Raw genomic sequence first — 12,518 nt, forward strand, 5'->3', positions numbered from 1 at the left:
AGAATTCCGGCCGCGGTGCCCATTTGGGAGGAGCTCGACGTGGCAGACGAATCACCACACAGCAAGAAGCTGCAGGAACTGATGTTCCGGGCCTGGGAGACATTCGGCGACGCCCGGCATCTGGACAGCGACGACCGCGTGTTCGTGCAGGCTCTGGCCCGGCAGACAGCCGACCGTATCTCGGTGCTCTACGGCGCCAGCTGGCGGGACGCCCTGGACTGGGTCGCCCAGCGTTACGTGCCGACCACGGACACGCCGGGCGGGACGGTCCCGGCGACCACTCCGGCGGCGACCACCACGAACGGCAGCGGGTCCGGGGGGCGTCGAGGTTCGGCGGCCGCCGAGGCGAACACCGGCGTCTGACCGACGCCCTCGCGGGCGGCGGAGGGGGCGGGTCGGATCGACCACGCCCCCTCCACGGCCAGGCGCCACCGTGCCTAGTGGGCGAAGTGGCGCACTCCGCTGAAGTAGAGCGTGACCCCGGCCGCCCGCGCGGCGGCGATGACCAGTTCGTCGCGTACCGATCCACCGGGTTCGACGACCGCCCGCACGCCGGCCTCGGCCAGTACCTCGAAACCGTCGGGGAACGGGAAGAATGCGTCGCTGGCCGCCACCGCGCCCTTGGCCCGGTCTCCGGCCCGGGTCACGGCCAGGCGGGCCGCGTCCACCCGGTTGACCTGCCCCATCCCCACGCCGACCGTGGCGCCGTCGCTGGCGAGCAGAATCGCGTTCGACTTCACCGAGCGGACCGCGCGCCACGCGAACCGCAGATCGGCGAGCAGCGCGTCGTCGGCGGGCGCGCCGGCCTCCAGCGTCCAACCGGACGGCTCGTCGCCCGGCTCCTCCACGGCATCCCGTGACTGCAGCAGCAGACCACCGCTGATCGGGCGCAGTTCGACGCCGCGCTGGTGCGGCGGAGCCGGACATTCCAGCACCCGGATCGACGGTTTGCGGGACAGGATCTCGACCGCGCCGGGCTCGTAGTCGGGCGCGACGACGACCTCGGTGAAGATCTCGGCGATCTGCTCGGCGAGCTCGACGGTCACCGGCCGGTTCGTGGCGATCACCCCGCCGAACGCGGACACCGGGTCGCAGGCGTGCGCCTTGCGGTGCGCCTCGGCGATCGTGGCACCCACGGCGATCCCACACGGGTTCGCGTGCTTGATCACGGCGACGGCCGGCTCGGTGAAGTCGTACACGGCCCGGCGTGCCGCGTCGGTGTCGGTGTAGTTGTTGTACGACATCTGCTTACCGTGCAGCTGGCGGGCCGCGGCCAGACCGCCGCCGACGCTGCCGGGATGCCCGGCCTCGACATACAGCGCCGCCCGCTGGTGCGGGTTCTCGCCGTAGCGGAGCACATCGCTGCGCTGCCACTGGGCCGAGAGCACATCGGGCCAGCCCGTCTCCCGCGCGACCTCGTCGGGCGCGACGACGCTGGCGAACCAGGACGACACCGCCACGTCGTAGGCGGCCGTGTGCGCGAACGCGCGGGCCGCCAGCCGACGGCGGGCCGTCAGGTCGTAGCCGCCGTCGCGGACGGCCTCGGCCAGCGCCGGGTAGTCGTCCGGGGAGACGACGACGGCGACCGACGCGTGGTTCTTCGCCGCCGCGCGGATCATCGCCGGGCCGCCGATGTCGATCTGCTCGACGGCCTCGTCCTCGGTGGCCCCGCTGGCGACCGTGGCCGCGAACGGATACAGGTTCACCACGACCAGATCGAACGGCTCGATGTCGAGTTCGGCCAGTGTCGCCGCGTGCTCGGCGTTACGCAGGTCCGCGAGCAGACCGGCGTGCACCCTGGGATGCAGCGTCTTCACCCGCCCGCCGAGCACCTCCGGAAAGCCGGTCACCGTGCTCACCGGTGTCACCGCCAGCCCGTGGCGGGCCAGCACCTGAGCGGTCGAACCGGTGGAGACCACCTCGACCCCGGCCGCCTGGAACGCCGCGGCGAGCACGTCCAACCCGGCCTTGTCGTACACGCTGACCAGCGCGCGACGCAGCGGCCGATGCCCGGTGGGAACCACCTCGGCCGACTCCGCCGCCCCCACCGCGCCGCCGTCGCCAGCCACGTTCTCACCCGATGACATCATGACTCCTCCTGAACGTGAACCCCGGCCACCGCAGCACCCGGCCGATCTCCCGAACGCACGATCGCACCGATCGTCGTGACAAACAGGCCGCGTTCGACCCCCTGAATCCGATCCCGCAGCGTCGCCTCGGTGTCCCCGGGCTCCACCGGCACGGTGCGCTGGGCGATGATCGGACCGGTGTCGACTCCTTCGTCGACCCAGTGCACCGTCACTCCGCTCACCGTCACCCCGGCCGCCAGCGCGTCCCGCACGGCGTGGGCGCCGGGGAAGGCCGGCAGCAGCGACGGATGGGTGTTGACCGTGGGAAACCGGGCGATGACCTCCCGGCTGAGAATCTTCATGTAGCCGGCGAGCACCAGCAGATCCGGGGCGAACCCGGCGATCCGCTCGGCGGTGGCCGCGTTGAACGCCGCCCGGTCGGCATGGTCCTCGAGCCGGACGGTGAACACCGGCACGCCGGACGCCTCGGCCCGTCGCTGCGCGCCGGTGTCGTGGCGGTCGGTCCCGACCGCCACGACGGACGCGTCGAACCCCGGCTCGGCGACCGCGTCGAGGATCGCCTGCAGCGTGGTTCCCGCGCCTGACGCGAGGACGACAAGGCGAGCAGCCACAACACACTCCGTAACACAGACAGGGCGGGCAGGGGCAGCGAACACACGGACGATCGCGGGACACCGCGTGGCCCGTGCTCGGCGGCCACGGCGCGGACGTACCCGGCCGCACGGCTCACCTCGCCACCACGACCGGTCTCCCCGGCCCCCACCACTACCGCCCGGGGCAAGCCGCGACCGCCCGACTGTACTGACTTCTCCCCCTCCCGCGCGCCGCATCGCATCACCTGCCCGTCAGGCGGCCGGCACCCAGCCCGAAAGCAGGCCCGGCAGCACCGCCTCGGTCGACGCCGCGGACGGCACCTCGCCGCGCACCGGGTCGCCCGGGATCGCTGCGGTCCGCAGCGGTTCGTCGCCATCGCCGAAAGCAGTTGTCTCCCGCGCCCTGGGCACGCCCTCGGCCTGAGCCTCGGCCTCGGCTTGGGCCTGGGCCTGGGCCGCCGGATCCGACCGGCCGAAATCCGGCCCGTCCAGCAGCTCGCCCGGCCGGCACTGATAGAGCTCGGCCAGCCGCCACAGCACGGCGGCTGACGGCGCCCGGCCGCCTCGACCGGGCCAGCTCTCCCAGTAGGACCACGCCTTGCCCGTCTTGACCGCGCCGGCCTCGGGCCAGCGTTCGTTCCAGTGGCGGGCAGCCTCCTCCTGCGTCCACCCGTGGGCGAGCCGGAAGGCCGCCAGCGGGCGCAGACCGTGCCGTGCCCGCAGGCGCAGCGCGATCCGGCGATAGGACCAGCCAAGCACCCGCAACTGGCGAGCCTCGGCACGAACATGGGCAATCGCGACCGGCACGACGACCTCCAAGACGCTGATCCACTGCCACCAGACGCTAGCCGAAGGCACCGACAGTTCCTGGCCGCGGCGCGGGCGTCAGTCCGGGCGGCGCGACGTCCACGGTGCCGGTCGGGAGCGGACCACCGGCGCCAGCCGACGACGCCAGAAGGACGGCTCGGCGTCGGTGGGCAGAAACGGCCGTTCGGCCCGCCGCACCGCGAGGTCGATCCCACCGAGCAGCACCAGGCCGACCGCGGCGATCTCCCCGCCCGCCAGCAGCCCGCACGCCCAGGCGGCGGCCGGCCCGTACTGCCCCGCCGCCCCGACCTGCCCGAGCGACTCCTGGCAGGCCAGCCCGCACAGCAGCCCGCAGACGAGACCGGCCAGGCCCACCGTGGCGAGCCGCTCCCGGGAACGTCGTCCGGCCGTGGCCCGGTGGGCCATGAGCGCGCACACCAACCCGGCCACCAGCGGCACCAGCACCAGCAGCGGCCAGCCCACCCGCGGCAGGGCGCTCGGCGGCAACGACGCGAGCACCGGCAGGTCCGGCGCGTTCACGACGTGTACCGCGTCCGCCCGTACCAGGCCGGAACCGACGTGGAAGCCCGGGCCGAGGGCATAGGCCAGCGCCCACAGCACGACGTTGGGAATGATCGCGATCTGCGCCACGGCGAGCCCCACCCCGCCGAGCACACCGACGTCGAGGTCCCGTTCCGTGCCGGCGACCTCGGGCAGCGTCGCGGCGATGACCAGCGCGACGCCGAAGGCCGCGGCCGCGATCAGTGCGGCGAAACCACTCACCCCGCAGCGCAACGCGATCCGCAGCCAGTCCGGTAGCCGACGCCAGGCGGTACGCAACCGGTGTCGCCCGGCCAACGCCCCGATCGTGGCCGCGGGCAGGGCGACGACGACCGTCCCCAGCGCCGCCGACCCCAGCCCCGCACGCACCGGCCCGGACCGCACCAGCAGGGCCACCAGCACGACGAACAGCGTCTGTGCGGTGACCACCTCCACGATGTCCACCACGACCCGGCGCCACAGCCTCGGCCCGGCGCCGGCCGCCGACGCGGCTCGACCGGCCGCCGACGCCCCGGCCGGACCCGGCTGGCCCGCGGTCCGCGCCATCGGCCACGGCACGAGCGAGGCGTGCCGGTGCGCGGCGCTGAGCGCCGCGATCAGTGGGAACAGCGCCAACCCCAGCGGACGCAGGGCGATCTCACCGTCCGAGAGGTGCAACGTGGTGCCGTGGGCCACCAGCCACAGGTCCGCCCCGACCCGCAGCGCCGAACCCGGGCTGGTCGACGAGCCGGTGTCGGCGCCCCACACGATCAGGACGATGACCTCGATGAAGATCAGTCCGGCCGCCGACGCGGCGATCGCCGCCGCCGCCGGCCGGCCGAGCCGTTGCCACAGTCGGTCCAGATCCGGTCGCAGCGACCCTGGCTGGTGGAAGGCGGGCACGTCAGGACGCTCGCACGCGGTCAGTCGTCAGCGGGGCCAACACGCCGTCCGTCGGTCCGACAAAATGCGCTACGCCCCTGCTGGTCCGGATCCTGCGGGCGGAGATCAGCGGTTCGGCGACGACTGCTGGCCATAATCGTCGGGCGGCGGCTGCTGACCATAGCCGGGCTGACCATAGCCGGGTGGCTGGCCGTAACCGCCACCGGTGGGCGGCTGCTGACCGTACCCGGGCGGGGGCTTCTGACCGTACCCGCCGCCCTGCTGGGGCTGTGACGGCTGCTGGCCGTAGCCACCGCCGGCCGGCGGCTGCTGGCCGTATCCCTGCGGGGGCTGGCCGTATCCCTGCGGGGGCTGGCCATAGCCGGGCTGCTGCTGGCCGTACCCGCCGGGGGTCGGCTGCTGGCCGTAGGGCTGGCCGTAGGGCGGCTGGTTGGCCGGCGGCTGCCACTGTCCCGCGCCACCGCCACCACCACCGCTACCGGGGCGCCGGGGCAGGGCAGCACCGCTGGCGAGCGCCGCCAGCACGGCGAACACCGCCTGTGCGAGTGCGGCCACGACCGCGAGGTAGAAGCCCACGCTGGGGCCGGCGTCCACCCCGGAGGGCACGTTGGGGAAGCGGATCCAGCGCAGCAGCAGGAGGAGGAAGGCCAGCGCCGAGACCCCCGGCAGCAGCCACATGCCGGACACCGGGCCGGCGTCCGGCACGCGCAGCCCCGCGAACAGCCGGGCCGCGAGGACTCCGGCGACCGCGATGACGAGCAGGACGGGGAACCACGAGTTGAAGCCGAGACCCCACCCGTTCTCGTGCGCGGTGCGGGAGGAGCCGAGAAACGAGAGCTTCACCGAATACCACGGGAGAAAGCTGACTATGAACATGACCGCGCCGGACGCGATCACCCCGATGTCGTTGGTCGCGATCTCGCGACCGCCGATTCGTGCCACGACGGAACCCCACTTCGTCAGGTCGGTCGGCATGGGGCGCAGTGCGCCCCATGCCGGTCTGGAGTCTCGCAGCAGTGCGGGGATGAGGGAAGCGATGTGCGTCCCTCATCCCCGTCAACCAGGAGACTCCGTGACCGTCCGACGACAGGTACCGCACGCGGAACCCATCAGACGGCCAGAGCTACAACGACCGCATGATGTCAGCCATCAGCCGGGCGGTCTCGGACGGGGTCTTACCCACCCGCACACCGGCCTTTTCCAGGGCTTCCTTCTTGGCCTGCGCCGTACCGGACGAACCGGACACGATGGCGCCGGCGTGACCCATGGTCTTGCCCTCGGGCGCGGTGAAACCGGCGACGTAACCGACGACCGGCTTGCTCACGTGCGCCTCGATGTGCGCCGCCGCGCGCTCCTCGGCGTCACCACCGATCTCACCGATCATGACGATGGCGTCGGTACCCGGGTCGGCCTGGAACGCGTCGAGCGCATCGATGTGGGTAGTCCCGATGACCGGGTCACCGCCGATGCCGACGCAGGTCGAGAAGCCGAACTCACGCAGCTCGTACATCATCTGGTAGGTCAGGGTGCCGCTCTTGGAGACCAGACCGATCCGCCCACCGGGGGTGATGTCGGCCGGGATGATGCCGGCGTTGGACACGCCCGGGCTCGCGATGCCCGGACAGTTCGGCCCGATGATCCGGGTCGTGCCCTTGGACTTGCTGTAGGCGAAGAACTCGGTGGTGTCGTGGACGGGCACACCCTCGGTGATGACCACCGCGAGCGGGATCGCCGCGTCGACCGCCTCGATCGCCGCGTCCTTGGTGAACCTCGGCGGAACGAAGATCACCGAGACGTTCGCACCGGTCTGCGCGATCGCGTCGGCGACGGTGCCGAAGACCGGCACGTCGTCGACCTTCTGGCCGGCCTTGCGGGCGTTGACACCCGCGACGACCTTGGCGCCGGATGCGAGCATCCGGCGGGTGTGCTTGGTTCCCTCCGAACCGGTGATGCCCTGCACCACGATCCGGCTGTTCTCGTCAAGCCAGATAGCCATCGGTTTGCAATCCCTTCGCGCAGGTCAGGCCGCGGCGAGCTGGGCGGCGAGCTTCGCCGCGCCGTCCATCGTGTCGACCGGCTTGACCACCGGAAGGTTCGCCTCCGCGAGGATGCGACGCCCCTCCTCGGCGTTGTTGCCGTCCAGGCGGACCACCAGCGGGGTGGTCACGTTCCCGACGATGTCGAGGGCCTGGATGATGCCGTTGGCGACCGCGTCGCAGGCGGTGATGCCACCGAAGATGTTGACGAAGACGCTCTTGACCGCCGGGTCGCCGAGGATGATCGACAGACCGTTCGCCATCACCTCGGCGGACGCGCCGCCGCCGATGTCGAGGAAGTTCGCCGGCCGCTTGCCGCCGAACTCCTCACCGGCGTAGGTCACCACGTCCAGCGTCGACATGACCAGACCGGCACCGTTTCCGATGATCCCGACCTCGCCCTCGAGCTTGACGTAGTTGAGGCCCTTCTCCTTGGCCTTCTGCTCGAGCGGGTCGACCGCGGAGACGTCGACGAACGCCTCGTTCTCGGGGTGGCGGAAGTCGGCGTTCTCGTCCAGGCTGACCTTGCCGTCAAGCGCGATGACCTTGCCGTCGCCGGTGAGGATCAGCGGGTTGACCTCGACGAGGGTCGCGTCCGACTTGACGAAGACGGTCCACAGCTTCGCCAGCAGCTCGGTCGCACCGTCGAGGGCGGCCTCGGGCAGCTTGGCGGCGATGGCGATCTCACGGGCCTTGGCCGCGTCGACTCCGGTCAGCGGGTCGATGAGGATGCGGGCGAGCGCCTCCGGGTTGGTGGCGGCCACCTCCTCGATCTCCATGCCGCCCTCGCGGGAGGCCATCGCGAGGAAGGTCCGGTTGGCCCGGTCCAGCAGGAAGGATGCGTAGTACTCCTCCGCGATGTTGCTGGCTTCCTCGACGAGCACCGAGTGGACCGTGTGGCCCTTGATGTCCATCCCGAGGATCGCCGTCGCCTTCGCGAAGGCGTCATCCGGTCCGTCGGCCACCTTGACACCGCCGGCCTTGCCTCGGCCGCCGGCCTTGACCTGAGCCTTCACGACCACCTTGCCACCGAGTTCGGTGGCGATCGCACGCGCCTCCTCGGGAGTGGTCGCGGTCTTCCCGGTGGGTACCGGAACGCCATGCTCGGCGAACAACTTCTTCGCCTGGTATTCGAAGAGATCCACGGTCCGTCCAGTCGGATGGGGTCGTTCTGGGTTGGGTTTTGTAGGGCTGCATGGAGCTGCACAGAACGCCTGAGAGCCTACTGACGAGCGGGTTTTCGCGCGCGGTACGCGAAGGGCCGCCACCGGCACCCCGGTGCCCCGACCCGGCCCGGCTACCTGGCCCGTCCGGGCGGTGGACGGGTGGCCGAACGCATCGGCCACCCGGGTCGCGACCCACGTCAGGCCCGGCGATACGGGACAAATGAGGTGGCAGCCCACCTCCGCTGACCCATCCGGGCGGCGCGTCGCGCCCACCACCACGCTGTCATCGAGAAGCTCTACGTGACCATCGGACGCTCCAGCGCGACCATTGGTGTTCGACATCACGGACAACGCGGCTCGCGGTATGCCACAAATCACAGCAGAACAACACCGATCGTGGTCGGCCTTCCGGACCTTTGTCTCGCGACACATCTCCATTCAGCGCAACGCGAGGACGATCAGGAGGCTGGTGGCCGTCAGCCCGATTCCGGTCCATCCCAGGCCGATGCCCACCGTGGCGAGCCGCTCGCCCCGCTGGTTGTGCCGACGGATCTGGGTCCGGGCCCGCTGGCCGAGGACGACCGCGGCGACGCTGCCCACCCCGAACAGCCAGCCCAGCCCCAGCACCACCGACAGCAGGGCCCGGCCGTTGAGTCCCTGCACGACCGGGGTGGTCGTCGGGAACCCCCGCGGCAGCGGCCCGGGCGTCCCCGCCGCGGGGCGGACCCGGCCCGCGGCCTGATCCCGACCCGCGGTCTGGCCGGACCGCCCCGCGGGGGGCAGCGCCGGCGGTGTGGGGGTCGCCGGTAGTGACGCCCGGACCGGCAGCCGGGCCGACGATCCCGATGCCGTCACCGGCCGGTTCGACGGCCCCGCGGGCACCGGCGGCGTCGACCCGGCGGACTGGGCTCCCGGGTTCGCCGGACGGGCCCAGGTGTCGATCTCCGCCGGGCGCGGCGGATGTGACCGCGGTGTCGGGTCGGCCGGGCGGATCGTCTCCTCGGCCGCATCCGCAGGCCCGGCCGGGCCGGCCCGGCGCATCGGTGGGCGCCGTTCGCGTTCCTCCAGCCAGTCGTCCTCGACCGGGGCGACATCCGGACGCGCCGGGGGCTGGGCGCGTACCGGAGCCCGCGGGTCCGGATCGTCCTCGTCATAGGTCCAGGTCGAGATCACCGAAGGCGCGTTCGAGGGTTCGGCGCCCTGACCACCCACCGGCAGACCACCAGATCCCGAACCCGGCACGCGGGGTCGGCGACGCGTACCGGCGGCGTCAGCCGGCGACGGCAACGGCCGGGGCGGTGGCCCGGCCGTCGGCGGCAGCGGCTTCAGGCGCGAGCTGTGCAGCGGCGGGGGCGACGGGATCGCCGACTGCGACGGCACCGTGGGCCGAAACGCCGAGGCGGGCGGTGGCGCGCCGAGGGGCCAGAGCCCCGTCACCGGAACCGGCCGCGGTATCCGTGGCGACCAGCCGTAGGCCGGCCGCTCCGCCGGCCCGGCATCTCCCACCGGGGTCGCCCCGGCACCCGTGGCCGGGGCCGACCCCGGACCTCCGGCCGGCCCAGCGCCGATGGCCGGACCAGCCGCGTCCGGCAGGACGGTGACACTGTCGCCGGGGACGTGGCCGGTCCCGGTCCAGGTGCGTTCGAGGAAGTCGCTGGCCACGGCGTCGGCCTCCGTGACCCCCTCCACCGAGGTGCGTCCGACCAGCGCGGCCAGCAGAGCGGACGCGGTCGGGCGGCGCGCGGGGTCCTTCGACAGTGAGCGGGCCACGACGCTGTGCAGGTAGGCCGGCAGCGCGTCGAGATCCGGGGCGTCCCGCTGGACCCGCAGCGCGAGCTGGTCGGGTGACTCGGCGTGGAAGGGATGGCGCCCCGTCGCCGCGTAGGTCACGCAGTTCGCCCAGGCGAAGATGTCCGCCGCCGAGCCGGAGGTCTCTCCCCGCATCTGTTCGGGTGACATCCACGCCAGCGTCCCGATCACATGACCGGTGCGGGTCAGCGTGCTGCTGTCGGTCAGGTGGGCGACGCCGAAGTCGATCACCTTAGGGCCGTCCCAGGCCAGCAGGATGTTCGACGGTTTCAGATCGCGATGGACGACACCCGCCGAGTGGATGGCGACCAGCGCGTCGGCGAGGCCGACGGCGAGCCCACGCACGAGGTGGTTCTCGAGCCGGCCACGGGCCCGCACGGCCTGCGCCAGGCTGATGCCCTCGACGTACTCGGTGACCATCCACGGTGCCAGCGCGTCGGTGTCGGCGTCCAGGACGGCGGCCACCGCGTTGCCCCGGACCCGAAGGGCCGCGTGCACCTCCCGTTCGAACCGGCTGCGGAACTCGACGTCCTCAGCCAGATCCTCGGACGCCACCTTGACCGCCACCGCCCGCTGATCAGGCGTGAAGCCGAGGTAGACGGTTCCCATCCCGCCCGCCCCGATCCGGTTCTGCAGCCGGTACGGCCCGATCTGGCGAGGGTCCTCCTCAAGCAGCGGTGTGAGCATCGCTCTCCTCACTGCACCGGGGTCGCGACTGTGGTGCGAATGCCCGCCCGCGCAGGGGACTGTGCGCCACAGCGTACGTGCATCGCCGGCACGGGACGTTCCGTCCAGTACGTCACATTCGTCCCCTTCCATCCGTCATCACGGATCGTTCGAGCATCACCCGCCACACCACTCGTCGACCCCTCCTCGCGGCGTGTCATGGAACACCGCGGCCGGCGCACAGGTCACCACGGCGGTCCGCACCCGCAAGATGCGGACATGGACAGCACAAGCCACGCCCGCGTGCGCGCTCCTGCCCAGTGGCGATCGGCCCTGCTCGCGGGTATCGCCCTGCGCCCCACCGGCATCGGGTCACCCAACCGCCTGGGCTGGCCGGACTACGACGGACGGCCGGCGCTTAGGTGGGGAACCGGCCCGATAGCGGGGGTCGAGGCGGTCGCGGCGGTGTGGGACTTCACCGTGCACGGCGGAAGCTTCGGCGAGGCGGACGCGGCCGGCTTCGCCGCGGCGGCGGCCCACGCGGCGACCATCCGCCGTCCGCTGGTGTCGTTCCTGCGCAGCGGTGGTACCCAGGGGGTCGCGGGGCTCGTCGGCCTGCCCCGGGTGGCGTTGGCGCTCGCCGCGCTGGACGAGGCCGGCATCGGGCATGTCGCCGTGGCGGACCAGCCCACGACCGGCGGGGTCTGGGTCACCATCGGCTCCCGCAGCGACCTGCGCTGCGCGGTCACCGGTGCCACCGTCGGTTTCTCCGGCCCGCGGGTGGTCGAGGCGATGACCGGCACCCCGCCGCCCGCCGACAGCCATACGGCCACCTCCGCGGCGGCTGCCGGCCTGGTGGACGCGGAACTCGACCCCGAGGCCGTCGCCGACTGGCTGCACCGCGCCCTGACCGCCCTGACCCCTGCGACCCCCCTCGAACCAACCCCGACCCCGACCCCGACCCACACCGATACCGGTGCCAGCGCCGCCACCCCCACCCGTGGGCGGGACGCGCACGGTGGAGGTGGCCCGAACCGGCTGGGAGCAGGTGCGTCGGGCCAGGGCCGCGGCCCGCCCGTCCGGCACCGAACTGCTGCACGCGCTGCTGCCGGTCGGCGCCGACCTCGCCGGCGCCGACCCCTGCGTCGCCGCCCGCATCGGCCGGCTTCCCACCGTCCGGGCGGACCAGCGGCCACATCCGCGGGTCGCGGCCGAGGCGGCACTCGCGGTGGTCGTGGCGTTGGGCGCGACCCGCGGCACCGCACCGGGACCAGACGGTTACCGTCTGCTGTCGCGTGCGGCCCGGTTGGCAGGCAAGCTCGGGGGCGCTCTGATCACACTGGTCGACACCCCGGGGGCGGCGTCGGGCCCCGCCGCCGAGAGCGCCGGCATCGCCGCGGCGATCGGGGACGCGATGGCGGCGGTGCTGGCCTGCCCGTCGCCGACCGTGGCGATCGTGCACGGTGAGGGTGGCTCCGGCGGGGCGCTCGCCGCGGCCGTCACCGACGTGCTCCTGATGACACCGCAGAGCTATTTCACCGCGCTTTCGCCCGAAGGTGCCGCGGTGACGCTACGACTTCCCGCCGAGCAGGCGGCGAACGCCGCCGGGCTGCGCCCCACCGATCTGCACCGGCTCGGCTTCGCCGACGACCTGCTCCCGGGCACCGATGCCGCCACGATCACGCACGCCGCGATCACGTGGTGCGCCCGGTTGGGCACACAGGATCCGGACGTGCGCCGCCGGCTCCGACGGGCCCGCTGGTCGACAGAACTACGTAACAGTCTGTAATCTCTCTGCGTTTCCCGGAACAGGTCGGACGCCCCGGACGAAGCCGGGCGCCCACCGAGCCCGCCGCGCCCGCCCGGCGGCGGGCCACCCGGGCCGCGTCGAGGACGGTGACCCCGGTA

General features: G+C 72.7%; 10 protein-coding genes and 1 pseudogene. 3 read left to right on the forward strand and 8 right to left on the reverse strand.

Annotated elements, in window-relative coordinates; translation table 11 throughout:
• The first annotated feature begins 39 nt into the window (after positions 1-39).
• Positions 40-363 (forward strand): hypothetical protein, encoded by a 324-nt coding sequence (locus G6R24_RS02265; protein ID WP_163547506.1) that lies wholly within the window; start codon positions 40-42, stop codon positions 361-363.
• Positions 364-437: 74 nt separating this feature from the next.
• Here the strand turns inward: G6R24_RS02265 and purH are convergent, their stop codons facing one another.
• The 8 genes from purH to G6R24_RS02305 form a co-directional block, all read right to left on the reverse strand.
• Positions 438-2,090, reverse strand: coding sequence for a bifunctional phosphoribosylaminoimidazolecarboxamide formyltransferase/IMP cyclohydrolase (gene purH / locus G6R24_RS02270; protein WP_163547507.1), 1,653 nt, complete (start codon positions 2,088-2,090; stop codon positions 438-440).
• The gene (purN, locus tag G6R24_RS02275) at positions 2,087-2,701 is read right to left on the reverse strand and encodes a phosphoribosylglycinamide formyltransferase (RefSeq protein ID WP_163547508.1); all 615 of its coding nucleotides are present in this window, start codon (positions 2,699-2,701) and stop codon (positions 2,087-2,089) included. The genes purH and purN overlap by 4 nt, the downstream gene beginning before the upstream one ends.
• Positions 2,702-2,935: 234 nt before the next feature.
• Entirely contained in the window at positions 2,936-3,541 is a 606-nt protein-coding gene (locus G6R24_RS02280) for a helix-turn-helix domain-containing protein (protein WP_420811353.1), read from the reverse strand.
• Between the two features lie 27 nt (positions 3,542-3,568).
• Positions 3,569-4,933 carry a cell division protein PerM gene (locus G6R24_RS02285; protein WP_163547509.1) on the reverse strand — a complete coding sequence of 455 codons (1,365 nt, stop codon included), beginning with the start codon at positions 4,931-4,933 and terminating at the stop codon, positions 3,569-3,571.
• A gap of 105 nt (positions 4,934-5,038) precedes the next feature.
• Complete coding sequence (locus G6R24_RS02290) at positions 5,039-5,875, reverse strand: DUF2076 domain-containing protein (protein ID WP_163547510.1); 837 nt, start codon at positions 5,873-5,875, stop codon at positions 5,039-5,041.
• A gap of 181 nt (positions 5,876-6,056) precedes the next feature.
• Positions 6,057-6,929, reverse strand: coding sequence for a succinate--CoA ligase subunit alpha (gene sucD, locus G6R24_RS02295; protein WP_163547511.1), 873 nt, complete (start codon positions 6,927-6,929; stop codon positions 6,057-6,059).
• Positions 6,930-6,953: 24 nt separating this feature from the next.
• Positions 6,954-8,114 carry an ADP-forming succinate--CoA ligase subunit beta gene (sucC, locus tag G6R24_RS02300; protein WP_163547512.1) on the reverse strand — a complete coding sequence of 387 codons (1,161 nt, stop codon included), beginning with the start codon at positions 8,112-8,114 and terminating at the stop codon, positions 6,954-6,956.
• 459 nt (positions 8,115-8,573) lie between these two features.
• The gene (locus G6R24_RS02305) at positions 8,574-10,631 is read right to left on the reverse strand and encodes a protein kinase domain-containing protein (RefSeq protein ID WP_163547513.1); all 2,058 of its coding nucleotides are present in this window, start codon (positions 10,629-10,631) and stop codon (positions 8,574-8,576) included.
• 258 nt (positions 10,632-10,889) lie between these two features.
• Between G6R24_RS02305 and G6R24_RS21795 the strand changes: the two are divergent.
• Positions 10,890-11,474: pseudogene (locus G6R24_RS21795) on the forward strand (carboxyl transferase domain-containing protein); the annotation flags it as partial.
• A 154-nt stretch (positions 11,475-11,628) separates the two neighbouring features.
• On the forward strand, positions 11,629-12,399 hold the full coding sequence (locus G6R24_RS21800; RefSeq protein ID WP_225438038.1) for a carboxyl transferase domain-containing protein: 771 nt from the start codon (positions 11,629-11,631) through the stop codon (positions 12,397-12,399).
• Positions 12,400-12,518 lie beyond the last annotated feature (119 nt).

This window comes from Candidatus Frankia nodulisporulans, from assembly GCF_902806475.1.
In the GTDB taxonomy this organism is placed as follows: domain Bacteria; phylum Actinomycetota; class Actinomycetes; order Frankiales; family Frankiaceae; genus Frankia; species Frankia umida.